This window comes from Actinomycetospora sp. CA-101289, assembly GCF_050955895.1.
Classification (GTDB): domain Bacteria; phylum Actinomycetota; class Actinomycetes; order Mycobacteriales; family Pseudonocardiaceae; genus Actinomycetospora.
In genome coordinates, this window is record NZ_CP192093.1 from 4,170,809 (window position 1) to 4,195,211 (window position 24,403).

General features: G+C 76.0%; 29 protein-coding genes, 2 tRNA genes and 2 pseudogenes. 18 read left to right on the forward strand and 15 right to left on the reverse strand.

The window, feature by feature from the left end:
* Positions 1–119: 119 nt before the first annotated feature.
* Positions 120–473: a hypothetical protein gene (locus ACQPX6_RS20795; protein WP_433782329.1), complete on the forward strand. Its 354-nt coding sequence runs from the start codon at positions 120–122 to the stop codon at positions 471–473.
* On the forward strand, positions 470–949 hold the full coding sequence (locus tag ACQPX6_RS20800; protein ID WP_433782330.1) for an ATP-binding protein: 480 nt from the start codon (positions 470–472) through the stop codon (positions 947–949). The genes ACQPX6_RS20795 and ACQPX6_RS20800 overlap by 4 nt, the downstream gene beginning before the upstream one ends.
* Before the next feature lie 3 nt (positions 950–952).
* On the opposite strand, the gene ACQPX6_RS20805 is transcribed toward ACQPX6_RS20800, so the two are convergent.
* The 3 genes from ACQPX6_RS20805 to ACQPX6_RS20815 all read right to left on the reverse strand — a co-directional run bounded on the left by ACQPX6_RS20805 (position 953) and on the right by ACQPX6_RS20815 (position 2,028).
* Complete coding sequence (locus ACQPX6_RS20805) at positions 953–1,297, reverse strand: hypothetical protein (RefSeq protein ID WP_433782331.1); 345 nt, start codon at positions 1,295–1,297, stop codon at positions 953–955.
* 94 nt (positions 1,298–1,391) lie between these two features.
* Positions 1,392–1,592, reverse strand: a complete 201-nt coding sequence (locus tag ACQPX6_RS20810; protein ID WP_433782332.1) for a hypothetical protein — start codon at positions 1,590–1,592, stop codon at positions 1,392–1,394.
* A gap of 43 nt (positions 1,593–1,635) precedes the next feature.
* Positions 1,636–2,028 carry a VOC family protein gene (locus ACQPX6_RS20815; protein WP_433782333.1) on the reverse strand — a complete coding sequence of 131 codons (393 nt, stop codon included), beginning with the start codon at positions 2,026–2,028 and terminating at the stop codon, positions 1,636–1,638.
* Positions 2,029–2,136: 108 nt separating this feature from the next.
* On the opposite strand from ACQPX6_RS20815, the gene ACQPX6_RS20820 reads away from it, so the two are divergent.
* Positions 2,137–2,319 carry a hypothetical protein gene (locus tag ACQPX6_RS20820; protein ID WP_433782334.1) on the forward strand — a complete coding sequence of 61 codons (183 nt, stop codon included), beginning with the start codon at positions 2,137–2,139 and terminating at the stop codon, positions 2,317–2,319.
* A 17-nt stretch (positions 2,320–2,336) separates the two neighbouring features.
* Here ACQPX6_RS20820 and ACQPX6_RS20825 read toward each other — a convergent pair whose 3' ends face one another.
* Positions 2,337–2,834: a hypothetical protein gene (locus ACQPX6_RS20825; RefSeq protein ID WP_433782335.1), complete on the reverse strand. Its 498-nt coding sequence runs from the start codon at positions 2,832–2,834 to the stop codon at positions 2,337–2,339.
* 117 nt (positions 2,835–2,951) lie between these two features.
* Positions 2,952–3,026, reverse strand: a tRNA-Ile gene (locus tag ACQPX6_RS20830).
* A 367-nt stretch (positions 3,027–3,393) separates the two neighbouring features.
* Here ACQPX6_RS20830 and ACQPX6_RS20835 point away from each other — a divergent pair.
* The 5 genes from ACQPX6_RS20835 to ACQPX6_RS20855 all read left to right on the forward strand — a co-directional run bounded on the left by ACQPX6_RS20835 (position 3,394) and on the right by ACQPX6_RS20855 (position 10,034).
* A complete protein-coding gene (locus ACQPX6_RS20835; RefSeq protein WP_433782336.1) occupies positions 3,394–3,543 on the forward strand; it encodes a hypothetical protein in 150 nt (49 codons plus the stop codon).
* Between the two features lie 52 nt (positions 3,544–3,595).
* Entirely contained in the window at positions 3,596–4,231 is a 636-nt protein-coding gene (locus tag ACQPX6_RS20840) for a hypothetical protein (RefSeq protein ID WP_433782337.1), read from the forward strand.
* 63 nt (positions 4,232–4,294) lie between these two features.
* On the forward strand, positions 4,295–5,938 hold the full coding sequence (locus ACQPX6_RS20845) for an alkaline phosphatase D family protein (RefSeq protein WP_433782338.1): 1,644 nt from the start codon (positions 4,295–4,297) through the stop codon (positions 5,936–5,938).
* 117 nt (positions 5,939–6,055) lie between these two features.
* Positions 6,056–7,228, forward strand: coding sequence for a metallophosphoesterase family protein (locus tag ACQPX6_RS20850; protein WP_433782339.1), 1,173 nt, complete (start codon positions 6,056–6,058; stop codon positions 7,226–7,228).
* A gap of 7 nt (positions 7,229–7,235) precedes the next feature.
* Positions 7,236–10,034, forward strand: coding sequence for an AAA family ATPase (locus ACQPX6_RS20855; RefSeq protein WP_433782340.1), 2,799 nt, complete (start codon positions 7,236–7,238; stop codon positions 10,032–10,034).
* An 18-nt stretch (positions 10,035–10,052) separates the two neighbouring features.
* On the opposite strand, the gene ACQPX6_RS20860 is transcribed toward ACQPX6_RS20855, so the two are convergent.
* Genes ACQPX6_RS20860 through ACQPX6_RS20870 form a run of 3 tightly spaced genes read right to left on the reverse strand, consistent with a single transcriptional unit; the run spans position 10,053 to position 12,156 of the window.
* Positions 10,053–10,535, reverse strand: coding sequence for a DUF1992 domain-containing protein (locus ACQPX6_RS20860; protein WP_433782341.1), 483 nt, complete (start codon positions 10,533–10,535; stop codon positions 10,053–10,055).
* A gap of 32 nt (positions 10,536–10,567) precedes the next feature.
* Positions 10,568–11,260: a 4'-phosphopantetheinyl transferase family protein gene (locus tag ACQPX6_RS20865; protein WP_433782342.1), complete on the reverse strand. Its 693-nt coding sequence runs from the start codon at positions 11,258–11,260 to the stop codon at positions 10,568–10,570.
* Positions 11,245–12,156 carry a metallophosphoesterase family protein gene (locus ACQPX6_RS20870; protein ID WP_433782343.1) on the reverse strand — a complete coding sequence of 304 codons (912 nt, stop codon included), beginning with the start codon at positions 12,154–12,156 and terminating at the stop codon, positions 11,245–11,247. Before ACQPX6_RS20870 ends, ACQPX6_RS20865 begins: the two co-directional genes overlap by 16 nt.
* A 116-nt stretch (positions 12,157–12,272) precedes the next feature.
* Here ACQPX6_RS20870 and ACQPX6_RS20875 point away from each other — a divergent pair, with 116 nt between their 5' ends.
* The 6 genes from ACQPX6_RS20875 (at position 12,273) to ACQPX6_RS20900 (ending at position 16,388) form a co-directional block, all read left to right on the forward strand.
* On the forward strand, positions 12,273–13,463 hold the full coding sequence (locus ACQPX6_RS20875; protein WP_433782344.1) for an adenylate/guanylate cyclase domain-containing protein: 1,191 nt from the start codon (positions 12,273–12,275) through the stop codon (positions 13,461–13,463).
* 124 nt (positions 13,464–13,587) lie between these two features.
* On the forward strand, positions 13,588–14,046 hold the full coding sequence (locus ACQPX6_RS20880) for a hypothetical protein (RefSeq protein WP_433782345.1): 459 nt from the start codon (positions 13,588–13,590) through the stop codon (positions 14,044–14,046).
* A 9-nt stretch (positions 14,047–14,055) separates the two neighbouring features.
* Positions 14,056–14,586, forward strand: a complete 531-nt coding sequence (locus ACQPX6_RS20885; protein ID WP_433782346.1) for a hypothetical protein — start codon at positions 14,056–14,058, stop codon at positions 14,584–14,586.
* On the forward strand, positions 14,583–14,996 hold the full coding sequence (locus ACQPX6_RS20890; RefSeq protein WP_433782347.1) for a hypothetical protein: 414 nt from the start codon (positions 14,583–14,585) through the stop codon (positions 14,994–14,996). The genes ACQPX6_RS20885 and ACQPX6_RS20890 overlap by 4 nt, the downstream gene beginning before the upstream one ends.
* Before the next feature lie 255 nt (positions 14,997–15,251).
* On the forward strand, positions 15,252–16,037 hold the full coding sequence (locus ACQPX6_RS20895) for an MBL fold metallo-hydrolase (protein WP_433782348.1): 786 nt from the start codon (positions 15,252–15,254) through the stop codon (positions 16,035–16,037).
* A 63-nt stretch (positions 16,038–16,100) separates the two neighbouring features.
* The gene (locus ACQPX6_RS20900; protein WP_433782349.1) at positions 16,101–16,388 is read left to right on the forward strand and encodes a putative quinol monooxygenase; all 288 of its coding nucleotides are present in this window, start codon (positions 16,101–16,103) and stop codon (positions 16,386–16,388) included.
* Positions 16,389–16,438: 50 nt separating this feature from the next.
* On the opposite strand, the gene ACQPX6_RS20905 is transcribed toward ACQPX6_RS20900, so the two are convergent.
* Positions 16,439–16,511, reverse strand: a tRNA-Asn gene (locus ACQPX6_RS20905).
* A gap of 119 nt (positions 16,512–16,630) precedes the next feature.
* Between ACQPX6_RS20905 and ACQPX6_RS20910 the strand changes: the two genes are divergently transcribed.
* Complete coding sequence (locus tag ACQPX6_RS20910; protein WP_433782350.1) at positions 16,631–16,915, forward strand: hypothetical protein; 285 nt, start codon at positions 16,631–16,633, stop codon at positions 16,913–16,915.
* A 15-nt stretch (positions 16,916–16,930) separates the two neighbouring features.
* Here the strand turns inward: ACQPX6_RS20910 and ACQPX6_RS20915 are convergent, their stop codons facing one another.
* From ACQPX6_RS20915 to dnaG, 3 genes are read right to left on the reverse strand one after another with little or no spacing between them, the layout of a single operon-like run.
* Entirely contained in the window at positions 16,931–17,704 is a 774-nt protein-coding gene (locus ACQPX6_RS20915; protein ID WP_433782351.1) for a trans-aconitate 2-methyltransferase, read from the reverse strand.
* Complete coding sequence (locus tag ACQPX6_RS20920) at positions 17,701–18,264, reverse strand: hypothetical protein (protein WP_433782352.1); 564 nt, start codon at positions 18,262–18,264, stop codon at positions 17,701–17,703. Before ACQPX6_RS20920 ends, ACQPX6_RS20915 begins: the two co-directional genes overlap by 4 nt.
* Positions 18,261–20,156, reverse strand: a complete 1,896-nt coding sequence (gene dnaG, locus ACQPX6_RS20925; protein WP_433782353.1) for a DNA primase — start codon at positions 20,154–20,156, stop codon at positions 18,261–18,263. Before dnaG ends, ACQPX6_RS20920 begins: the two co-directional genes overlap by 4 nt.
* Positions 20,157–20,254: 98 nt before the next feature.
* On the opposite strand from dnaG, the pseudogene ACQPX6_RS20930 reads away from it, so the two are divergent.
* The 3 genes and pseudogenes from ACQPX6_RS20930 to ACQPX6_RS20940 all read left to right on the forward strand — a co-directional run.
* Positions 20,255–20,551 (forward strand): annotated as a pseudogene (locus ACQPX6_RS20930) (DUF6247 family protein); the annotation flags it as partial.
* Positions 20,552–20,580: 29 nt separating this feature from the next.
* Entirely contained in the window at positions 20,581–20,820 is a 240-nt protein-coding gene (locus ACQPX6_RS20935; protein WP_433788420.1) for a hypothetical protein, read from the forward strand.
* Positions 20,821–20,850: 30 nt separating this feature from the next.
* Positions 20,851–21,505 (forward strand): annotated as a pseudogene (locus ACQPX6_RS20940) (SDR family NAD(P)-dependent oxidoreductase).
* 44 nt (positions 21,506–21,549) lie between these two features.
* On the opposite strand, the gene ACQPX6_RS20945 reads toward ACQPX6_RS20940, so the two are convergent.
* From ACQPX6_RS20945 to ACQPX6_RS20955, 3 genes are all read right to left on the reverse strand, one after another.
* Complete coding sequence (locus ACQPX6_RS20945) at positions 21,550–21,894, reverse strand: thioesterase family protein (RefSeq protein ID WP_433782354.1); 345 nt, start codon at positions 21,892–21,894, stop codon at positions 21,550–21,552.
* A 16-nt stretch (positions 21,895–21,910) separates the two neighbouring features.
* Positions 21,911–22,438, reverse strand: coding sequence for a gamma carbonic anhydrase family protein (locus ACQPX6_RS20950; protein ID WP_433788314.1), 528 nt, complete (start codon positions 22,436–22,438; stop codon positions 21,911–21,913).
* Between the two features lie 105 nt (positions 22,439–22,543).
* Positions 22,544–24,391 carry a hypothetical protein gene (locus ACQPX6_RS20955; protein WP_433782355.1) on the reverse strand — a complete coding sequence of 616 codons (1,848 nt, stop codon included), beginning with the start codon at positions 24,389–24,391 and terminating at the stop codon, positions 22,544–22,546.
* Positions 24,392–24,403: the final 12 nt, after the last annotated feature.

Consider the following 24,403-nt stretch of genomic DNA (forward strand, 5'->3'; position numbering starts at 1 on the left):
CCCCGGACCCCGGCGCCGCGGATCATCGCGCCTGGGGGCAGTGCATGAGTCGAACCACCATCACCCGGACCGCCGGATCACGGTGGCCCGGGGAGCACGGGCGGCGGACCATCTTCGTCGTGGGCGGGCTCGTCGACCACGCCACCGTCCGCGCCCTGCGCCGCCGGACCGAGGGCGAGGCGGCCGACGGGATCACCCGCGTCGTGCTCGACATCCGGGGCGTCATGTCGTGCAGCCGGGCGGGCCTCGTCGGGCTCGCCCGGATCCGCGGCCGGCTCGAGACCCGCCCCGAGTGCGTGGTGGACGTCGTGGGCGCCCGCTGGGCGCAGTTCGACGGCGTGATGACGCACGGGGCCGTCGACGACCCCGACGACCAGGCCGACCTCGGCGTCGAGGCGCTGCAGGACATGGTCCGCGAGCTGCGCCGCCCGCTGGTGCTCGACCCGTTGCGCGCGCACGTCGAGGCGCCGTGATCACCAACCGGGACCTCGCGTGCATCGGGCTGGAGACCGGGTGCGTGTGCCCGTTGCGGGAGGGCCCGGTGCGCGGGGCCTGGCTGTGGGAACGGCGGCCGGCGCGCACCGCGTCGCGGGCACCACTGCGCCGGCTGGTGCACCGCTGGACGCGGGTCGCGGTCGCCGACGAGGAGGTCGGCGAGTCGATCGTGCTCGCCGTCGACGAGGCGGTGGGCAACGTCGTCGAGCACGCCTACCGCGGGGCGGTCGGTGAGGTCGGTGCCGTCTCGGTGCTCGCGCTGCCCCGGCCCTGCGGGCACGGGGTGGGCGTGGTCGTCGAGGACCAGGGGCTCTGGTCGGCGCCGGCGGCGGACCCTGGCCTCGGGGGGCGCGGCCTCGCCCTCATCGACGAGCTCGCCGACCACCACTCCCTGACGACGTCCGCCGCCGGGACGACGGTCCGGATGTGCTGGCGGACCCTCGTGCGGGCGTGACGCTCAGCGCCACCACCGCGACGGCCCGCGGGACTGCCGGGGCACGAGCTGCGGCACGGTGACCGCGACGTAGGCCGTCCCCGGCGGGTCGGCGGGGCGCCAGCCCTCGACGTCGATCGCGTGCTGGGACAGCACGCGGACCGCGACGGCCTGGGCCACGCGGACGGGGGCCTCGTCGGCCGCGCCGTGGGCGTCCAGGCGCATCGTCCAGCACCACCGGCTCCCGTGGGTGGCGAGCACCGTCCACCCCGGCCCGGTGTGACAGCGGACCGATTCCGGGCCCGCGCCGTGGTGGACCAGCAGGTAGGCGGCGTCCACGTCGACGGTGGGCGAGGCGTGGTGAGACATACGGTTCCCCGAGAGTGATCAGCGCTGATCGACGCCGGGGTCCGGGGCGGGCGTCCACCCTACAAGCGCGTGTCCGGCATCACAACCCGGAGAGTCACGCGAGGATCAGCGGACGGTAGCCGAGGACCGACGCCGCGCCGTCGAGGTAGGCACGGCGGTGCGCCCGCGGGACCCACTCCTCCACCGGGTGCACGGTGAGCATCCCGGCGCCGGCGATGCGCAGACGGTCCTCGTCGGCGAGCGCGATCGCGGCGTCCTGCTCGCCCTGCGCGCGGGCCTGGTCCTCCTCGCTCATGGGCGGGACGGTGCCGCACGCCCGCGCCGCCGTCCAGACGTGCTCAGCGGACCTGGAGCATCCAGAGGTGGCCGTCGGGGTCGGCGATCGTGCTCTGGTACCCCCAGCCCGGGTCGCCGGGCTCCACCTTGACGACGCCGCCGGCGGCCCGGACGCGCTCGGTCAGCGCGTCGACCTCGGCCGGCCCCGCCGCTGTCACGCCGACGATGCACTCGCTGTGACCCCGCCGGGCGACCTCGTGGTCCGCGCTGACGAAGCCGAAGCCGTCCCGGGGCACGAGCATCAGCACGCCGTCGCCACCGAGCGCGAACATCAGCGGCTCGGGCAGGCCGTCATCGGCGATCGGGCCGTCGACCAGGGCGAGCCCGAGGCCGTCGCGGTAGAAGTCGTGGGCGACGCGGCGGTCGTCGGTCGGGAGCGCGAGGGTGAAGGCCACGGGCGGGAGCATGGCACCCGCCCGGCGTCGCCCGTTCCGGCGAGCCGCCGTCGTCACCGAGCGTCGTGGGTGTTGGCTGTGCCCCACCGCCGACGACGGGAGAGAGCGATGCGCCGAGGTAGAAGCATCTCGCTGGGCACGGTCCTGTACCTGATCATCGGGCTGGTGGTGGCCCTGTCGAACGGGTACGGCATCACCGACCTGTCCTCGCTGCTGTCGTTCCTGCTCGCGCTGTTCCTGTGGCCGCTGGTGCTGCTCGGGATCGACCTCCACGTGAACCTGGGCGCCTGACCGCTCGCCGGTGTCATTCAGCGAAGGGTCAGGAGGAACACCCTGGCACCCGCCGCCCAGGCCGCGTGCAGATCGCTCTGTCTCGGCTCGCCGGCGTCGTCGAAGCCGACCCCGTTGATCCTGGCGAAGCCGGGGTTCTGCCGCACGATCACGCCGTAGAGGTCGGTCACCGCCGCCTCGTCGGAGAAGACCTGGACGTCGGCCACTCGTCGCTTCCCCTTGAACCGGACCTCCAACGGCTCGCCGGTCCTCAGGTTCTTCCCCCAGGCGAAGCCGGACCCCAACAACAGGGCGCCCTCGTGGCGCACGTAGGCCATCGGGACGACGTAGCGCCTCCCGGACTTGCGTCCCACCACGAAGAGCGTGATCAGACCCTGCCCGACCACCCGGGACAGGAGTGGCACCCGCAACAGGCCCCGGACGATCCGGTTCAGGACGGGTTGGAAGGCGAGCGTCCTGACCCGTGCGGGACCCGGGGTGTCCGGGTGCGGCGAGTCGGCGCTCTCCTCGGTCACGAGCCGTCCTCCTCGCGGGTCGGCGGCGCTGCCGTCGTGACCCTGCCGTCTTCCGGAGCCGCGGTGGCGTGCAACACCAGCATGCCCGACGCCTCGCGGACCGGTGTCGTCGATCGGTGGGGCAGGTCGGGCTCGAACCGACGACCTGACGAATTATGAGTTCGCTGCTCTGACCAGCTGAGCTACTGCCCCCGGGGGCCGCGGACGCGCCCGCGTCGCGGCGGGGCGAGCCTACGACACCTCCGCGACGACTCCCGGCCATGTCCGGGCGCCCGTCGCGCCGTCGACGCCCTGGGCCTCGCCGCTGAGTGAGAGCACGACTGATCGACCGGTACCCGCCGGAGCAGGACACGCCGTGAGCCGCTCCCCCCAGCAGCTTCCGCGGAGGCCCGGGTCGGACCGCTCCCCAGGAGTCCGGCCCGGGCCTTCGTGGGTGTGTGCGCGGGAGTCCGTGCCGGGGCACGGGGGAGCGCGCACGAGTGCGCAGCGCAAACCCTGGACACGGGCCGCTTCGCCGACGACTCTGGTGACACCTCACCTCGATCGCTCGGAGGCCGCCATGCGCCTGGGACGTCGACTCTCCGCCGGTATCGCCGAGGACCCGCCCGAGACGCGCGCGGCGCCGGACGAGACCCCCGCCCCCGTCGAGCGGGTCCCCGAGGCCACCGCGGAGCGCCGTGAGCCGGCCGAGCAGCTGGCCGATCGGTAGGTCGCGCCCGCGGCCCGAGGGTCCGCTCACCGGGTACAAGATCGCGTACCCGATGATCTCCGCGGACTCGCGGCGCGGCGGGTTCAACGGCGTCGCCCTGGGCCGCACGCAGGTCTACGGCACGGTCGCGGACGCGGTGTGCATCCAGAGCCCGCGTCACCGCTGCCCGTCGTCGTGGTGTGACTGCGGCTTCTACTGCTTCCACGCCCTCGACGACGCGCGCGACCTCGCGTGCGACCCGCAGCACCAGCACAGCGTCCTGCTGGAGGTCGCGGCGTCGGGGCGCTACGTCCGCTACGAGCTCGGGCTGCGCTACGCCCGCCAGACCGTCCGCTCGGTGCGGCTCGGACGGTGCGGCTGCGGGCGGGCCGCCACCGCGCTCGCCGACGGCGGCCCGGGCATCGTCGGCTGGCGGCGCCTGCACCCCGTGTGCGGGCTCTGCGCCGGCCCGCGCCCGGTCCTGACGCCGCAGGCGTTCGGCACCCTGTGCGGCGGCGGCCTCCGGGTCGACGTCGACGAGACCGTCGACGACCCGGCGGCCGGGGTGTTCGCGCCGCTGCCGGGGGTGGCCGAGGGCGTGGACGACGCGGCGCTCGTGCCGCTGCTCTCCGCCGAGGTGGCCCTGCTGCAGGCGCGCCTCGACCAGGTCCAGAGCCGCTTGGAGCAGCTGACCCGCCGCTCGGACTGACCGGTGCGCCGCCACGGCCGGGCCGCGTGGCCGGTCTGGGGGTGTGTGCGGTAGGCAGGACGGGTGACGTCCCTGGAGCTGGGCCCGGTCCTGCGCCACGTCGGCACCACCACCGCCACGGTGTGGGTGGAGACGAGCGAGCGCTGCACCGTCGAGGTGTTGGGCGCGTCCGCGCCGACCTTCCAGGTCTGCGGGCAGCACTACGCGCTCATCGTCGTCGAGGGCCTCGAACCCGGGTCGTGCCTGCCCTACGAGGTGCGTCTCGACGGCGAGATCGTCTGGCCGATCCCCGGCCTGGGGACCCCGCCGAGCTACCTGCGCACCCGTGCCGCGACCGACGACACCGGCCGCCTGCGGTTCGTGTTCGGGTCGTGCCGCTACCCCCCGACCGACGACCCGGAGCTCGAGGCCTCCCTGGGCATCGACGCGCTCGACGCGTACGCCACGCGGCTGATGGACCTGGTGGGCGACGCGGACGACGCGGCCGCGGAGCTGCCCGACACACTGTGCCTGCTCGGCGACCAGGTGTACGCCGACGAGATCACCCCGCGCACCGAGCGGTGGATCCGCTCCCGCCGTGACCCCGACGACGAGTCCGGGCCGGGCCTCGAGATCGCGGACTACGGCGAGTACGCCCACCTCTACAGCGAGTCGTGGACCGACCGGGAGCTGCGCTGGCTGCTCTCGACGGTGCCCACCGCGATGATCTTCGACGACCACGACGTCCGCGACGACTGGAACACCTCGCAGACGTGGCGGGAGCAGATGGCCGCGAAGCCGTGGTGGCCGCAGCGCATCCGCGCCGGGCTCTCGTCGTACTGGGTCTACCAGCACCTCGGCAACCTCGACCCGGAGACGCGGAACGCCGACCCGCTCTACCGCAAGGTGCTCGAGGCCGACGGCGATGTGTTCGACCTGCTCGCCGACTTCGCGGGCCGGGCCGACGCCGAGGTCGGCGAGCCCACCGGCGTGCGCTGGAGCTACCGCTGGGACCTCGGGCGCACGCGGCTGCTGATGCTCGACTCGCGGTGCGCGCGCGTGCTCAACGACGAGAACCGCCTGATGATCAATGACCACTCGTTCGCCTGGATCGAGGAGAACGCCACCGCCGCCCCCGGCGAGGACGAGGTCGACCACCTGCTGCTCGGGTCGTCGATCCCGTGGCTCATGCCGCCCGCGGTCAGCCACGTGCAGTCGATCGACGAGTGGGCGGCGGCGCGCGGCAGCAAGATCGCCGAGAACGTGCGCCAGGCCGTCGACCTCGAGCACTGGCCGGCCTTCCGCGCCTCGTTCGACCGGCTCGCCGACGTCATCCGCGGCGTCGCGTCCGGCCCGGCAGCGCCCGCGACGGTCTGCGTGCTCTCCGGCGACGTCCACCACAGCTACGCCGCCGAGGCGAGCTACCCCTCCCCCACGCGGTCGCGGGTCTACCAGCTGACCTGCTCGCCGGTGCGCAACGGCGTGCCCTGGTTCATGGAGTACGTGTTCGCCCTCGGCTGGTGGCGCCGCCTCGGCGGCGCGTTGGGCCGGGTGGCTCGGGCGGCCGGGATCGACGACCCGCCGCTGGACTGGTCGTCCATCGGCGGGCCCTGGTTCGGCAACGCCGTCTCGACGCTCGAGGTCGACGGGCGCCAGGCGTGCCTGCGCGTCGAGCGCTCGGGCAGTCGTGGAGGCCTCGAGGCGGTCGCGGAGCTCCCGCTGACCTGATCCGACGCCACCGGGAACCGTTCGGGCGGTCGCTGCGTCGAACCCTGTGCGTGTCGCTACCCGCCCGGGTGGCGGCTCGTTCTACGGTGCAGGGTCGAGCAGCGGGGGGAGGCGAGCGTGCGTTTCGTGCACACCGCCGATTGGCAGCTCGGCATGACGCGGCGCTACCTGGGCGCCCGTCCCGCGAAGGAGGCGGGCGGGCCCACGGGTGAGGCGCAGGCCCGGTTCGCCGGGGCGAGGCTCGACGCCGTGCGCGCGCTGGGCCGCATCGCCGACGAGGCCGACGCCGCGTTCGTGCTGGTCTGCGGCGACGTCTTCGAGTCCAACCTCGTGGGTCCCGACGTCGTCGCCCGCGCCTGCGAGGCGCTGGCGTCGTTCCGCACGCCGGTGATGCTGCTGCCCGGCAACCACGACCCCGCCGACGCCGCCTGCGTGCTGCGCCGGCCCGACTTCGCGCGCCGCTGCCCGCCGCACGTCACGGTGCTCGACGCACCGGGGGTGCACGAGGTCGCGCCCGGTGTCGAGGTGGTCGCCGCGCCGTGGCGCTCCAAGCACCCGCTGACCGACCTCGTGGGCGAGCAGCTCGCCGCCCTCTCCCCGGCGCCGCCGGGCACGCTGCGGGTGCTCGCGGGGCACGGCGAGCTCGACGTGCTCGACCCCGACGACGACGAGCCCGCCCGCATCCGCCGCGACGGCGTGCTCGCCGCGCTGCGCGACGGCCGGATCCACTACGCGGCGCTCGGCGACCGGCACTCCGCCTGGGCCGACGCCGTGGACGACCGCATCCGGCACGCCGGCACCCCGGAGGTCACCGACTTCGACGAGGTCGACCCCGGCCGCGTGCTCGTGGTCGACCTCGACGAGCACGCCGCGCGGGTGCGCACCGAGACCGTGGGGCGCTGGCGGTTCGTGCGCCACGACGCCGCGCTCGACACCGACGACGACCTCGACGCGCTCGACGCCTGGCTCGCCGCGCGCCCGGACAAGGAGCGCACCGCGGTGCGGCTGGTGCTGCGCGGCACGCTCTCGCTGCGCCAGCGCACCCGCCTCGACGACCTGCTCGCGGGCCACGGCCACGCCTACGCCGCGGTGGAGGTCCTCGAGCCGCACTCCGACCTCGCCACCGTGCCCGACGACGCTGACCTCGCCGACCTCGACCTGCACGGCTTCGCCGCGGACGCCGCCACCGAGCTGTTCGCGGCCGCGACCCTGGAGGGCGCTGGAGACACGGCGAGCGACGTCGAGGCCCGCGACGCCCTGCGCCTGTTGCACCGGCTGGTGACGCCGTGAGGCTGCCATGAGACTGCACCGCATCCGGCTGCGCGACTTCCGCGGCGTGCACGACCGCGAGGTCGTGCTCGCCGAGCACGGGGTCACGGTGCTGCAGGGCGACAACGAGGTGGGCAAGACCTCGACGGTGGCCGCGCTCGACCTGCTCTTCGACGCCGCCGACTCCTCGCGCCGCGCCGACATCCGCCACGCCCAGCCCGCCGGGGTCGACGCCGGCCCCGAGGTCGAGGCCGAGGTGTCCACCGGCCCGTACCGGTTCGTCTACCGCAAGCGCTGGCTGCGCCGCCCCAGCACCGAGCTCGACGTCCTCGAGCCGGTCCGCCAGCAGCTCACCGGCGCCGACGCGCACGCCCGCGTGACGGCGATCCTCGACGAGACCATGGACCGCGTGCTCTGGCGCGCCCTGCGCGTCGAGCAGCACACCGCCGTCGGGCAGGCCGACCTCGGCGGGCAGGACGCGCTCACCCGCGCCCTCGACCGCGCGGCCTCCGGACCCACCGGGCCCGCCGGCACCGGCGCCGGCCGCCCCGACCCGGCCGCCGACGACGGCCTCGTGGCGCGCGCCGTCGACGAGCTGCGCCGCTACCGCACGCCCAGCGGGCGGGCCACCGGCGAGCTGCGGGCCGCCGAGGTGCGGCGCGCCGACGCCGAGACCGAGCACGAGCGCTGCCGGGCGGCCCTCGACGCGGTGGAGCGCGACGTGGCCGCCCGCGACCGCCTCGACACCGAGCTCGCCGGGGTGCGCACACGGCGGCGCGCGCACGGCGACGAGGTCGCCGCGCTCGAGGACCGCTGGGCCGCGCTGCAGTCGCGGCTGCGCGAGGTCGACGCCGCGCGCGGGCGGGCGGTGCTGGCCCGCGAGCGCGCCGGGTCCGCGCGCGAGCGCCGGGAGGCCCGCGACGCCCTGGTCGCCGCCGTCGACGCCGACGCCGCGACCGCCGCGGGCACCGCCGCGGCGCTGGCCACCCACGAGGCCGAGCACGAGGCCGCCCGCGACGCGCGCGACGCCCGGCGGGCCGCCGACGCCGCGGCCCGCACCGAGGCCACCGCGGCACGGCGGGCCGCCGACACCGCGACCCGGGCGGTCGGCGCGGCCCGCGACCGCGCCGAGCTGGCCGACCTCGCCGAGCGGCTGCGGCGCGTCGCCGACGCCGAGTCCGGGCTCGCCGCCGCCGAGCGGGTGCTCGCCGCCGCCACGGTCGACGACGACGCCCTCGCCGAGCTCGAGGACCTCGCCCGCGACCTGCTGCGCGCCGAGGCCGCCCGTGACGCCGCGGCCGCGCGCGTCGAGCTGACCGCCCCCGCCGCGCTGACCCTCGTGGTGGACGGCGAGGAGGTGGTGCTCGCGCCCGGCGAGACGCGCACGCTGCCGGTGGCCGGGTCGCGGGCGCTGTCGCTGCCCGGCGTGCTCGACGTGCGGGTGCGCCCCGGGCTCGACGAGACGGGCCGCGACGAGGCGGTGCGCGAGCGCGCCCGGGAGCTCGCGGAGGCGTGCGAGGACCTCGGCGTCGCCGACCTCGAGGCCGCCCGCGCCGCGCGGCGCGTCGCCGACGAGGCCGCCCACCGCGCCGCCGAGCACCGGTCCGCGCTCGCCCGCGAGCTCGCGGGCCACGCCGACGCCGCCGCGCTGCGGGCCGCGCACGACGCGGTGCGCGACCGGCTCGCCGCCGTCGACCCCGCCGGCGCGTCCGACGACGACCTCGCCGCCCTGCGCGTCGCCGCCGAGGAGGCCCGCACGGCCGCGGAGGACGCCGCGGTCCGCGCCGACGAGGCCGACGCCGCGTGCCGCGCGGCCGAGGACGCCGTGCGCGACGCCGACACCCGCGCGGCGGTGCTCGCCGAGCGGGCCGCCGACGCGCGTCACGCGCACGCGCGCCGCGTCGAGGAGCTGCGCGCCGCCCGCGCCGAGGAGCCCGACGCCGCGTTGGCCGAGGCCGAGACGGCGCGGCGCGACCGGGCGCGGGACGCCGAGCGCGAGCACGAGGCGCTCGCCGCCGCGCTGGCCGACGACGACCCGGACACCACCGAGGCGCGCGTGGTCAACGCCCGCGCGGTGGACCAGCGCCTCGCCGGCGAGGTGGCGCGCCTGGAGCGCGAGCACGCCGAGACCACGGGACGCTTGCAGGCCGCGGGGCACCAGGGCTGGCACGACCAGCTCGCCGCCGCCGAGGCCGAGCTCGACGCCGCGGTGCGCGAGCACCACGGCGTCACGCGGCGGGCCGCGGCCGCCCGACGCCTGCACGACGCCCTGACCCGGCACCGCGACCGGGTGCGCCGGTCCTACGTGGCGCCCTTCCGCGCGCAGGTCGAGCGGCTCGCGCGCATCGTGTTCGGCCCCTCGCTGTCGTTGGAGATCGACGAGGAGCTGCGCATCACCCACCGCACGCTCGACGGCACCACGGTGGCGTTCGGGGCGCTGTCGAGCGGCGCCCAGGAGCAGCTGGGGCTGTGCGCGCGGCTGGCGTGCGCCGCGCTCGTCGACCCCGCCGACGGGGTGCCGGTGGTCATCGACGACGCGCTGGGCCACACCGACCCGGAGCGCCTGGCCCGCCTCGGCGCCGTGTTCACCGCGGCCACCGCGGCGGCCGGCGCCGCCCAGGTCGTCGTGCTGACCTGCACCCCTGAGCGCTACCACGGCATCGGCGCCGCCACGGTCGTCCCGCTCGCGGCGTCCCGGCGCCCGGCCGAGCGCGGCGCGCCCGCCCGCGACGAGGCGCTGCGGCCCGCCGACGACCTCCCGGCCGACCTCCCCGCCGCCGCGCCGGGCACCGTCCTCGACCTGCCCCGGGCCCCGCGGGCAGGGTGAGCGCGCGGGGTGAGCCCGTCAGTCCCGCCGCAGGAACCGACGCAGCCGGCCCCACCGGCGGCGGCGGGGCGCCGGGTCCGGAGGCGCGGTCTCCGCGCTGGGGACCGGAGAGGCCGTACGGGCCGCCCGGTCCGCGCGCCACTCAGCCACGACCTCGTCGGCGCGCGGCATCCGCACCGCCACCTGCGGGCCGTCGGGGAAGCGCAGCCACTGCGCCACCCGCGCCGCCAGGGAGGCGACGGTGTCGCGGACCTCGCGCTCGGTCTCCATGTCCCGCACGGTCTCGGGCAGCCGGTCGATCTCGCGGCGCAGGCGCAGCGGGGTCGGCAGCAGCACGTCGGCGGGCAGGCCCTCGCGCTCGAGGTAGGAGCGCACCCACCAGTTCTCGTCCTGCGGGCCGTGCAGGCCGCGCAGGGGCCGGCCGGCGCCGGGCAGGTCGTCGAACGCGCCCTGCTCCTGCGCCTCGCGGATGCGCTGCTCCACGACGGACTCGTAGCGCATCCAGAACCCCTCGCTCCGCGTCGCTGTCGAGGTTAGGTCGACGCCGCCGGCACCGCGATCGCGGTGATCACGAGCCCGTCGCGCACGATCCACCGCCCGGTGAAGGACGCGAGGGCCACCCCGTCGACCACGGGTCCCGGCACCCGGAGCGCGGCGCAGAACGTGCCGTCTACGGCGGGGACCAGCTCGGCGTCCTCGAAGCCCAGCCAGCGCCCGGTCAGCGGGAACCACGCCTTGTAGACGCTCTCCTTGGCGCTGAACAGCACCTTGTCCCAGCGCACGTCGGGCCGCTCGCGGGCGAGCCGGTCGAGCACCGCCCGCTCCCCCGCGTCGCTCACCGCCTCGAGCACCCCCTCGGGCAGCGCGGTGTGCGGCTCGGCGTCGAGGCCGACCGTGCGGACCTCGTCCCGCCAGGCCACGGCGGCGGCGCGGAACCCGGCGCAGTGCGTGATCGCGCCGACGACCCCGTCGGGCCACACCGGCGCGCGCTTCTCGCCCACGGGGACGACCGCCCCCGGCACCCCGAGCCGGGTCAGCGCCGCCCGCGCGCACGCCCGGGCGGTGGTGAACTCGGCGCGGCGGGTCGCGACGGCCCGCGCGACCGCCGGCTCCTCCTCGGGGGCGAGCACGGCGTCCGGGTCGTCGGCGGTGGCGGTCGCGGTGACCACGAGGGCGGGCAGGACGGCGGCGAGCGCGGGGTCGACGGCGGTCACGAGCGGGCCCATCGGGCGCGCTGCTCGGCCGCCCAGGCCGTGAACGGGTCGAGGCCGTCGAGGTCGGCGCCGGGCAGGATTTCCCGCAGCGCCCCGCGGACGAGCCCGTGCCGCTGCCACTCCTTCGGATACCCCACCGACACCTCCTCGCAGCGGACCCCGTCCTCGACGGTGGTGCGCGGGATGTGCAGGTGCCCGTAGACGACGACCGCCGCGTCGTGGCGGACGTGCCAGTCGGCCGTGGCGGTCGTCCCGCACCAGAGCGCGAACTCGGGGTGGCGCAGGATGCGGGTCGGCGTCGGGGTCAGCGGCCAGTGGTTGACCAGCACCGTCGGCATCCCGGCCGGGCGCTCGGCGAGGCGCGCCGCGGTCACCGCGAGGCGGTCGGCGCACCACGCGGCGGCGTCCGGATAGGGGTCGCTGGACATGAGGATCTCGTCGGTGGCCACCACCCCGGCCTCGCGGGCGACCTCGAGCGCGGTCTCGTTCGACCACTCCGCGGGGATCGACGGCGGGCGCACCGAGTAGTCGTAGAGCAGGAACATCGGGCACACCAGCGCCGGGCCGCCGTCGCCCTCCCACACCGGCCACGGGTCCTCCGGGGTGAGCACGCCGAGATCACGGCAGGCGGCGACGAGGTGGTCGTAGCGCGCGGGGCCGACGAGGGCGACCTCGTCGCCGGGCGGGGTCCACAGCTCGTGGTTGCCGGGCACCCAGATGACCGTCGCGAAGCGCTCGGCCAGGACCCCCAGCGCCCAGGTGGTGGTCGCGACTCGGTCGCCGACGTCGCCGGCGACGATCAGCCAGTCGTCCGGGTGGGTCGGGTGCAGGTCGCGGACCAGGTCCTCGTTCTCGCTGCGGTTGACGTGCAGGTCGCTCGTGGCCAGCAGGCGCGGGCGGCTGCTCATGGGTCCTCCCTGTCTCCCCGGCACGCCACGCTACGGAACCCCGGACGCGCGGACCGCCCGCGGTGATCGGTCTCCCAGACGGTGGGCCCGCCCCCCGATCGGGCACCATGACTCCCGTGCCGCCGCGCCACCGCCCGTCGCTGCCGATCCCGGCCCGGATCCGGACGGCCATGGCCGAGGGCGACTACGAGCGAGCCGGCCTCCTCCACGGCCTCACCGGCGGCGACCGGCGCACGCGGGTGTCGGTGCTCGAGTCGCTGGCCGCCGACGGCGTCGACATCGAGACCATGCGTGATGCGATCGAGCGCGACCGCCTCGGCCTGCTGCTGCTCGAGCGGACCCTGCGCCCGGAGGACGGGCACTCGCTCGACGACGTCTGCCGGCTGACCGGCATCGAGCGCGACGTCGCCCGGCGCTGGTTCCAGGGCCTCGGGAGGCCACTCGCCCCCGACCCCGACGAGGCGATCTACACCGACGAGGACGTCGAGATCGCGCAGCGCATCCACCGCTACCGGGAGCTGGGCTTCACCGACCAGGAGATGATGCCCGTCGTCCGGGCCATCGGCCGCGGCGTGCTCAACATCGCCGACGCCCTCGGCGGGCTGCTCGGCGAAGCCCTCCTGCACGACGAGCCGGAGCCCGAGCTGGCGCTGCGCTACGCCACCGAGGCCCGGCGCATCGTCGAGGACGACTCGCTGCACCTGGTGCACCTCGTCGCCGCGGCGCTCGCCGACCGCATCCGCTCGCACGCGCTGGCCGTCGAGGAGTCCAACGCCGGGCGGCTGCGCGGCGCGCAGGAGGTCACCGTCTGCTTCGCCGACCTCGTGGGCTTCACCGACCTCGGCGAGTCGGTCTCGGCGGTCGAGCTCAGCGAGGTCGCCGAGATGCTCTCGGCGTGCGCCACCGAGGTGTCGGCGTGGCCCGTGCGGCTGGCCAAGGTCATCGGCGACGCGGTGATGCTCGTGTCCCCGGACCCGACGGCGCTGGTGGCGGTGGCCGTGGACCTGCTCGAGACGTGGTCGAGCGCCGACGACGGGCGCCCCGCGCTACGCGTGGGCGTGGCCACGGGCGTCGGGGTGCCGCACGCCGGCGACTGGTTCGGGCCGCCGGTGAACCTCGCCAGCCGCGTCACCGAGACCGCCCGCCCGGGCCAGGTGACGGTCACCGCGGCGGTGCACGACGCCGTCGTGGCCACGGCCCCCGACGACCCGCCGTTCCGCTTCCGCGCGGCGGCGCCCCGCAAGTTCAAGGGCGTGCGCGGCGCCCAGCGCCTCTACCGGGTGCAGCCACGCCGCCCGAGCGGATGACGTGGCAGCGCCGCGCCCACCGATCGAGTGGACTAGCCCGACCGCTCGTTCCGGATTAGGCCATTCGGTGTAACTCCCCGGCCGAGCGTCGGCACCCGACCCGACGCCCGAGGAGGAGTTCGACGTGGAGACCAAGAACAAGCGGCGCCTCGGCGCCGTGCTGGGCGGCATCGCGCTGGCGTGCGTCGCGGGCGTGGCCCTGGCCGCATGGCTGTCGAGCGGGTCCGGCACCGCCGAAGGCACCTCGACCACCGCGGTCAACTCGACCATCACGCCGACCGACCGCGCGACCGGCCTCTACCCCGGAGCCACGACGACCGCCACGGTCACCGTGAACAACCCAAACGCCTACCCGGTGACGGTCGCCTCGATCTCCCCGGGCGCCTCGGAGGCGACCGCCGGCAACTGCCCCGCCGGATCGGTGACGACGGCCGGGCTCACCAACCCGGCGGGCGTGATCGACCCGGGTGGCACCCGCACGTACACGCTCACCGCGAAGATGATCGCGGACCCGAGCAACAACTGCCAGAACCAGACGTTCGTCCTGCGGCTCACCGCGAGCCTGGCGTCCGCGGCGACCTGAGGCGCGCAGATGTCACCCCTCGGCCGCGCCCGGTGGTCCTCGGGCCGCCGGTTGTCGTGGCGGTGGTGGCTCCGTCGCCTGCCGGCGGTCGGGGTCACCGGCGTCGTCGTCGCCCTGCTGCTGGGGGCCGGGCTCGCCTCGGCGGCCTGGCTCTCCAGCGGCGGCGGCTCCGCCACGGCCCGCGGGGGCCAGGCGCTGCCCCCGACCACCACGACCGTCGCCGGCTCCGCGATCACGTCGGGGCTGCTCTACCCCGGCTCCACCGGCGACGTGAAGATCACCGTCAACAACCCGAACACCTATCCCGTCACGCTCACCTCGGTGACCCCGAACGGCGCGCCGACCGCCACGGGCGGGACGGGCACGTGCTCGACCACCGGCGTCACGCTGACCGGCGGCTCGTCGGGGACGACCATCCCCGCGAACGGGTCGGCGACGTTGACGCTGAAGGACGGAGCGTCGATGTCGAGCGCGTCGGACACCGGGTGCCAGAACGCGACGTTCACCATCCCGGTCACCGTCGCGATCACGAGCGTATGAGGCGCCCGGTCCTGGTCCTGCTCGTGGCCACGCTGCTGCTCGCGGGCGGCGGCGTGGCCACGGCGGCGTGGACCACGAACAACACGGGCACCGCGACCGCGAAGGCCGGCAGCATGGGGACGCCGACGGGCATCACGATCGGCACGCCGACCGCCTGTTCGGGCGGCGCGATCGGCGGGTCGTCCACGGTGCCGGTCAGTTGGACGGCCGTCGACGGGGCGACCCAGTACACCGTCACGTCGTCCCAGCTCGCGATCTTCCTGCTGCCGCAGACCAAGACGGCCACCGGGCGCTCCACGACGATCTCCGGGAGCGGGCCGGGCTCGACGATCTACGTGCGCGTGACCGCGAGCGCCGGCAAGTGGACCGGGTCGACCAGCACGACGGTGTCCAAGCAGATCGCCTGCTGAGCGGCGGTGCCGGGCCGGGGGGCCGCGGTGGTGGTGGACCGGGGCCCGCTCCCCAGCTGCCTGTCGGCCCACCACCACGCGGACGGTGCCCCCGGGCACCGGTGCCTGGACTCCCTGTCCGGCTCGGCGCAGAGCGTGCCCGTCGTGTGGTCCTGCACACCAGGGATTTCCCCGGAGTTCACTCGACGAGGTGGTGACGCCACTCGACCAGTGGCCCGCCCGTCACGGTCGCCGGACAGGCGGGACCCTGGTCGGGTGCGAGTCCACCACCTCGACGCCGGCACCATGCACCCTCCGGGGCCGGACGTCGTCTGCCACGTCCTGCTCGTGGAGGGACCCGACGGGCTGGTGCTCGTCGACACCGGCTTCGGGCTGGCCGACGTCGCCGCGCCGGCCCGGCGGCTCGGCCCGGTGCGGCACCTCCTGCGCCCCGCGCTCGACCCCGGGCAGACCGCCGTCCGCCAGGTCGAGCGCCTCGGTCTGCGCCGCGAGGACGTCCGCGACGTCGTCCTCACCCACCTCGACCTCGACCACGCCGGGGGTCTCGCCGACTTCCCGCACGCCCGCGTGCACACCACCCGCGCCGAGGCCGACGCCGCGGTGCGGACGCCGGCCCGCCGCGAGCGGACCCGCTACCGGCCCGCCCAGTGGGAGCACAGGCCGCACCTCGTCGAGCACCCGGCCGAGGGCGAGGGCTGGCGCGGCTTCCCCGCCGCCCGCGAGCTCGTCCCGGGCCTCGTGCTCGTCCCGCTGCCCGGCCACTCCCGGTGTCACGCCGCGGTCGCCGTCGACGCCGGCAGCCACTGGGTCCTGCACGCGGGCGACGCCTTCTACCACCACGGGACCCTCGACGGGACCCGCGTGCCGCGCGTGCTGCGCGTGATGGAGGCGGCCATCGCCCAGGACCGCCGGCGCGTGGCGGAGAACCACGAGCGCCTGGCCGAGCTGGCCCGGGAGTCCCCCGACGACCTGCTGGTCGTGTGCGCCCACGACCCGACGTTGCTCGACGCCGCCCGGCGCCGTCAGGACCGCACGGCGTAGCGCACAGCGAGGACGCGGGCCGTGCTTGGATGCTACCGACCAGTCCTAGGTTAGGATCGATCTATGCTGATCATCGCCGGTCACATCGAGGTCGACCCGGCCCGCCGCGACGAGGTCGTCGACGCGCTCCGGGACCTGGTGCGTCGTGCCCGTGCCGCGCCCGGGTGCCTGGACGTCGCGGTCACCGCCGACCCGCTCGACCCCTCCCGGGTGAACAACTTCGAACGCTGGGAGTCCCCCGAGCACCTCGACGCCTTCCGGGCCGTGGCGCACGCCCCGGACATCGGCGAGGTCCTCGGGAACCACGTGCGGCTCTACGACGTCACGGGCGAGCGCTCGCCCTTCGGGTGACCCCGGACACGTGAAAACCCCAGGTCACGTGCTTCGACCTGGGGTTTCGGCTCCTCCGACTGGACTCGAACCAGTAACCCTTCGATTAACAGTCGAATGCTCTGCCGATTGAGCTACGGAGGACCGTCATGTCCGGTACGGCGCGGTGCCGGACGGGAACACGGTACCGCACGGGGCCCGCCCCCTCCGTCCACGGGGTGGGGCAGGATGGGTCCACCCACGACGTCGGAGGAGAACACCTGATGATCATCCCGTTCCTGCTGGGCACCGGTGTGGGATACGTCCTGGGAACGCGCGCGGGCCGCGAGCGCTACGAGCAGCTCTCCCGCGCGTACCGGCGTGTCGCCGACAACCCGAGCGTCCAGGGTGCGGCCGGGGTCGCCCGCGCGAAGGCCGGCGAGGCCGTCCAGGCGGGCGTGTCGATCGCGAAGGACAAGGTGCAGTCCGCCGGCGGTGGCCCCTCGGGCGGCGAGCCGACCGCCCCCGGGCGTGCGGCGGGCAACGGGGCGCACTCCGCGGAGCGCTGATCCGACGGCGCCGATCTACGGCGCCGCGAGCACCGCGAACACCCGGCGGAAGCCGAACCACGTCGTCCCCGCGTCGTCGGGCGGGTAGGCCGCCCGCAGGCGCGGGGCGAGGGCGGCGCGCAGGCGCTCCCACTCCGTGTCGGTGAGCGCCGCGCGGGCCGGGCGCAGGGTGGTCCCGGCGATCCAGTCGCCGACGGGGTCGTCCCCGGTCAGCGGGTGCAGGTACGTCGTCTCCCAGCAGTCGATGTGCGCGCCGGGACGCGCCGCGGCGAGCAGGCGGGCGTACTCCTCCGGCGGGCCGACGCCGTAGGCGGCGAGACCGTCCGGGACGCGCGCGGACCACGGGTCCGACGCCAGCAGGTCGCGGGCGATCGTGTGCGACGGCGACGACTCGTTGCCCGGCACCTGCACCGCGAGCCGGCCCCCGGGAGGCAGCGCCGCCGCCCAGCGGGCGAGCAGGGCGCGGTGCTCGGGCACCCAGTGCAGCACCGCGTTGCTCACCACGACGTCGGTCTCCGGGCCCGCCACGAAGTCGCGGACGTCGGCGAGCTCGGCGTCGACCCCGGCCTCGCGCGCCGCCGCGACCATCTCCTCGGACGCGTCCGAGGCCCGCACCCGCGCGCCGGGCCAGCGCTGCGCGAGCACGCCCGTGAGGTGGCCGGGGCCGCAGCCGAGGTCGACGACCTCGCGGGGGGAGGTGGCGTCGACGCGGGCGACGAGGTCGAGGAACGGGCGCGCGCGGTGGTCGTCGTGACGGCGGTAGAGCGCCGGGTCCCAGAGCAGGGTCACGTCGCGCGACCCGCGTCGCGGAGCTTCTCCCCCACCCCGGCGGCGACCGCGCGCACCGCGTCCGGGTCGGTGCCCGGGTCGGGGCGCACGTGCAGGACGATCCCCGCCCCCGGCACCCGGCGCTGCACGAACCACGCGCCGCCCCCGTCCTCGCCGCCGAGGTCGTGGTGCTGGCTGTCCTTGACCGCCGCGGTGACCCGGCGGTGCACGGTCTCGGGCAGGCGGCCGGGCTCGCTCAGCGGGACGCGACGTGGCGGGCGGTCGGCGAGCAGGACCACGCCGCCGGCGAGCTGGTCGACCTCGTCGGCCTCCGTGACCTCGAGCGCGCCGCCCGCCCACGTCGCCTTCGTGACGAGGTGCCAGGCGACGCGCCGCGCGCCGTCGCCCGACGCCGCGGGCGGCAGCCAGAGGCCGAGGTCGGTGGCGAGCACGACCGACCCGCGGGGCCCGCGCCCGTCGGCGATCACCCGCTCGCCGTCGTCGAGCGTGCCGGCGAAGCCCTCGGGCACCGGCTCGCGTCCGGTCAGCAGCGCGCGCACCCGGTCGACGACTCCGCTCACAGCGACACCGCGCCCGTCGCCTGGTCGCGCAGCGCCTTCTTGTACTGCTCGAGCGCGACGAGGTCGCCGAACAGCTCGTGGTACTCGTCGGCGTCGGTCACCGGCGACAGCCGCTGCAGCCGCGACTTGATCTCCGCGACCTGCCGCCCGACCAGCGCCTCCTGCAGGCCGGCGAGCATGCCCGAGATGTAGCGGTGGTCGTCGGCCTCCCGGGACTGCAGCGCCTCGACGGCGAGCTCGGAGACCAGGGGGCGGAAGCCGCCGCCGACCTCGGCGGACACGGCCACGAGCCAGCTCTGGCCCGAGAGCCCGCACGCGGTGCCGCCCGCGGCCAGGATCCCGCGGTGCACCGCGAGGTAGGCGGGGTGGCTGAACGCGTCGTCGGGCAGCGTGTCGTACACCGGGCCGGCCAGCGCGGGGGCCTGCAGCGCCGCCTTGAGCACCTCGCGCTGCACCCGCAGGCGGGGGTCACGGCGGTCGGGCATCTCGGGGCCCTCGGTACGGGTGGCCTGGACCTGGGCGCGGCGGCGGTCGCGGCGCGCGGGCGCGTCCACCGGGGCGCCGGCGGTCTCGCGCACGCGCCGGACCACGGTGTTCTCGTCGGGCCACCCCGTCCACCCCGCGAGGCGGCGGGCGTACCCGTCGCGCAGGTCCTCGCGCCGGATCTGGGCCACGAGCGGGACCGTGCGCTGCAGCGCGGCGGACTGGCCCTCGACGCTGGCGAGGTCGTGCTCGGCGAGGATCGTGCGGATCGCGAACGCGAACAGCGGCTGGCGGCGGGCGACGAGGTCGCGCACCGCGACGTCGCCGGAGGCCTGGCGCAGCTCGCAGGGGTCCATGCCGTCGGCGGCGGTGGCGATGTAGGTCTGGGCGGCGAACTGCTGGTCGCCCTCGAACGCCTTGATCGCCGCGGCCTGCCCGGCGGCGTCGCCGTCGAAGACGTAGATGACCTCGCCGCGGTCGAACGAGTCGTCCATGAGCAGGCGGCGCAGCACGGCGACGTGGTCGTCGCCGAAGGCCGTGCCGCAGCTGGCCACGGCGGTGGGCACGCCCGCGAGGTGCATGGCCATGACGTCGGTGTAGCCCTCGACGATCACGGCCTGGCGGGTCTTGGCGATGTCCCGCTTGGCCCTGTCCAGCCCGAACAGGACCTTGGACTTGTGGTAGACGGGCGTCTCGGGGGTGTTGAGGTACTTGGCCTCGATCTTGTCGTCGTCGAAGAGACGGCGGGCGCCGAACCCGACGACGTCGCCGCCGAGGTCGCGGATGGGCCAGAGCAGGCGGCGGTGGAAGCGGTCGATGTAGCCGCGGGCGCCGGGGCGCGCGAGGCCCGCCTTCTCCAGCTCGTCGAGGCTGTAGCCCTTGGCCAGCAGGTGCTTGGTCAGCTGGTCCCAGCCCGAGGGGGCGAAGCCGCAGCCGAAGTCCTCGGCGGCCGTCTGGTCGAAGCCGCGCTCGGCGAGGAACTCCCGCGCGCGCTGGGCCTCGCCCGGCGTGCGCAGCTGGGCGGCGTAGAACGCCGCGGCCTCCTTGTTGGCGGCCAGCAGCCGGGTGCGGGTGCCGCGGTCCTTCTGGACGCTGGACCCGCCGCCCTCGTAGGTCAGCTGGATGCCGACCCGGTCGGCGAGCTTCTCCACGGCCTCGACGAAGCCCAGCTGCTCGATCTTCATGACGAAGTCGATGACGCTGCCGCCCTCGCCGCAGCCGAAGCAGTGGTAGGTGCCGTGCGTCGGGCGGACGTTGAACGACGGCGTCTTCTCGTCGTGGAAGGGGCAGAGGCCCTTGACCGAGCCGGCGCTGGCGCGGCGCAGGGCCACGTACTCGCCGATGACCTCGTCGACCCGGTTGCGGTCGCGCACCTCGGCGATGTCCGCGTCCCGGATCCGCCCCGCCATGGCCGTCAGTCTAGGCGGCCGCCGACGCGCTCCCGTGTCGACCGCGAGATGTCGCCGAGGCACCCGCGGATGTCACACCGGTTCGCTACCGTCGTGCCATGACGGGCACGGCGCCTTCCGCCCCGGCGGAGCATCCGCTCCTCCCGGGCGCCTCGCCGGCGACCATCCGCTCGTTCCTGCTTCCTGACGACCGGCCCGGTTCCGATGCGGCCTACGAGGCCGCCCTGGACGACGCGCGGCGGACGCTCGATCTGACCGCGTTGCACGAGACGGTCGAGGACTGGCGCCGGGTCGCGCTCGTCCAGGCGGACCCGGTCCGCTTCCGTCGTGTCGTCCGTCGGACGGCGGAGATCGTCACCGGCGAGCCGGTGCCGCCCGACGAGCCGTTCGGGGTGACGCGGGCCCGGGCGGGGCTCTGGCGGACGTGTACGAGGTCGATCCGCTGGACGACTCGGTCGGTGCTCTCCCGGACGATCTCCTCGCCGACTTCGCCGAGGTCCGTGCGGCGCTCGAGCTCTCGCCGCGGACGCTCGGTCGGCCGTGGGTGGCGCTGAACCCGAGTGGTCTGCGGGCCGTCACCTCCGGCGACGGCCGTGCGGTCCTGGTCTACGGGATCATCGACCACGAGCGCCGGGTCTTCCTCGTCAGCCTGGTGATCGCTTGATCGTTGCCTGCCTCGTGTCACGGAGGACGCATGCAGCTCGACCTGTCCGGACGCACGGCGCTGGTCACCGGGTCGACCGGCGGCATCGGCCGGGCGATCGCCGCCGGCCTCGCCCGCGCCGGCGCGCGGGTGGTCGTCAACGGCCGCGCCGCCGACCGGGTAGACGCCGCGGTCGCCGAGCTGCGCGACGAGACCGGCGGGGAGCTCGTCGGGGCCGCCGCGGACGCGGCGAGCGCGGAGGGTGCCGCCGCGGTCGCGGAGGCGGAGCCGGACGTCGACGTGCTGGTCAACAACCTGGGGATCTTCGGCGCGCAGCCCGCGCTGGAGATCACCGACGACGACTGGCGGCGCTACTTCGAGGTCAACGTGCTGTCCGCGGCCCGCCTCATCCGGCTCTACCTGCCGGGCATGACCGCCCGCGGGTGGGGGCGCGTGCTCGACGTGGCCAGCGACCCACACCGGGGGCGTCGAGGACTTCGTGCGCCAGCTCGTGGGGGACGAGCTGCCGTGGGACGAGGCGCAGCGCGAGTTCATGCGGCGGCACCGGCCGCAGTCGCTGCTGCAGCGGCTGATCGAGCCCGAGGAGATCGCGCACCTCGTGACGTACCTGGCGTCACCGCTGGCGTCCGCGACCACCGGCGCCGCGATGCGCGTCGACGGCGGGTACGTGGACTCGATCGTCTGACGGCGGCTGTGCGTGCTTGCCTGTGCCGGGGCACGGGCGAGCGCTCACGAGGCGGAGCCAAAGGCGGCCCGATCGACGACGACGCGGTCGATCTCGCCGTCGGCGACGTAGTGGCCGTCCCCGTCGACGGCGCTGACGTCGAAGGTGAGCCGGTCGCCCTCCGTGATGAGCGAGGCGAACACGTCGACCGTGCCGCCCACCGGGGTCGGACGGCGGTGCCGGACGCGGACGGCGGCGCCGACGGTGGTCTGGCCGGGGCCGAGACGCGGCGCGGCCTCGGCCACCGTCGCCGCCTCGAGCCAGGCGATCAGTCGGGGCGTGCCCAGGACCGGGATGTCGCCACTGCCCAGCGCCAGGGCGGTGTCGTCGTCGGTGACGGTGAACTGCATCGGGTCGGCCTCCTGCTCAGCCGGTGGCGTCGTCCCCCGAGGTGGCGTCGCGGTGGAGGCCGAGGAGGTAGCGGTAGGCCTCGGCGTTGGCCCGGTTGGCGGCGAGCTCGTCGTCGGTGAGCTCACGCCGGACCTTCCCCGGGACGCCGGCCACGAGGGACCCGGGCGGGATCGTGGCGCCCTGGGTCACGACCGTACCGGCCGCCACCAGCGAACCGGCCCCGATCGTCGCGCCGTTGAGCACCACCGCGCCCATGCCGATGAGGCAGCCCTCCTCGACCGTGCAGCCGTGGAGGACCACGCGGTGCCCGACGCTGACGCCGTCGCCGATCACCGCCGGGAAGCCGGGGTCGGCGTGGACCACGGTGCCGTCCTGGAGGTTCGACCCCTCCCCCAGCGTCACCGACTCCATGTCGGCCCGCACGACCGTCGTGTACCAGACGCCCGACTCGGCCCCGACCGTCACGCGGCCGGCGACGACGGCGCCCGGCGCGATCCACGCGCTCGGGTCGATCTGCGGGGCGTGACCGTCGACGGTGATCAGCTGCACGCCCGGCATCCTCGCCGATCCCCCGGGCGCGACGCGAACGGGGAGTTCGTGCGCGTAGGAGCAGCAATCAGGGGAGCACGCCGATAGGCCGTTCGCTGCTCAAGCTCCGGCGCAGGCGAGCTCCGCCAGCACCGGGTCGCGGGGGATGCGCAGGGCCGTGCGGTCGGCGGCGCCGGTGAGGTTGGCCCAGAACCGCGCCGTGGTCAGGGGCGCGCGGACCGAGGCGTCGAGCTCGCGCAGGGCCGGGCACTGCAGGGCCCGGGCGGCCGCGGCGACGTCGCCGGGGCTCGCGGCGCGGTCGTCGGGCGGGGTGCCGCCGCCCGCGGCGACGTCCCACGCGGTGGGCAGCGACTTGTCGTGGCCCACCCGGCCGAACGGCACGATCGAGGAGTGCGCGGCCAGCGGGTCGACCAGGCCCACGGTGTCCGAGACGCGCACGTCGAGCGGGGCGAGGGCGCCGGCCACGCCGAGGTTGAGGAACACCAGCCCGCTCGGCTCGCCGGGGCGCAGCGGGATGAGCTGCCACTCCGGGCCGCCCGGGCCGTCGCCGGGCGCCCGCACCGCGAGCACCGGCCCGTCGGCCCGCGCGACCGCGGCCACGCCGGCAGGCAGGTGGGGGTGGCGGCGGTAGTCGTCGGCGGTCAGCGGGTGCGGGTCGGCGAGCAGCTCGGTGTAGAAGCCGCGCTCGTCGGCGATGCCGCCCGGCCCGATGCCGTCGTAGGGCGGGCGCAGCGACGTCCCGGCGACGCCGGCCCACACGAGCACGACGGCGAGCGGCACCACCGTCACCCGGCGCAGCGGCAGCGCCATCACGGGCAGGAGCAGGCAGAACACCGCGGGCAGCAGCATCCGGGCGTGCATGAAGTCGCCGCCGACGCGCACGACGTATCCCACCATCGCCGTGCCCGCCACGAGCGGGGCGAGCGCGACGGCCGCGGTGGCCACGTCGTCCCAGGCGCGGGTGCGGCGCGCGTCGGCGTCGGCGGGCCCCGGGCTGCGCCGGCGCCACACCGGGCGGGCGAGCAGCACCGCGGCGAGCGCGAGGGCCAGCGCCGGCACCCCGAGCCAGGACGCCGAGACGAGGTCGCGCAGGTAGACCACCCCGCGCTCCCACCGCGGGACCCCGGCCTCCTTGGCCAGCGCGGTCGCGGGCACGAGCAGGCCGTAGTACCCGGCGCGGAACACCTCGTAGGCGAGCGGGAGCGCCGCCGCCACGGCCCCGAGCCCGGCGATCCGGGCCCAGGCGCGGGCGCTGCGCGGCTGCTCGAGCAGCACGAGGACGACGAGCGCGACCACCCCGACCAGCGCCAGGTCCGGGCGCACGAGCGGGCCGAGGCCGGCGACGAACGCCGTGGGCCAGGCGCGCCCGGGGCGGCGGCGCGCGGGCGCGAAGTGCTGCGGCGCACGCTGCGACCGCACGACCAGCAGCCACCACAGGCCCGCGAGCCAGCAGAACGTCAGCGACGTCTCCAGCCCCGAGGTGCCGAAGTCCCAGAACGGCGGCAGGGCGAGCAGCACCAGCGCCCCCGCGGGCACCACCACGCGCCCGAGGGCGGCGAACCGGCGCGACGCGTCGAGGGCCAGCGCCAGCGCGGCCACCGAGAGCACGACCCCGGCACCGACCGACAGCAGCTCGAGGCGCACGCCGGGCACGAGCGCCAGCAGCGCGAGCACCGCGGTCCACAGCGTCGAGGTGTTGGCCTCGACCCGCTCGCCGACGTTGAACACGGGCCCGTTCCCGGCGAGGAGCTGGCGGACCGTGCGCAGGAAGATCAGCCCGTCGTCGCTGATCCACGCCCGGTGCACCACGAGCGCGGCGTAGGCGAGCACGGTCGCGGCCAGCAGGACCGCGGTCACCGCGGCGGACCGCCGGCGCAGCAGGTCGGGCAGCGGCCCCGTGAGGGACGCGCGGGCGTGGGTCGTCGCGCGGGTGCCGAGGGTCGTCACCGGCCTCCCCGC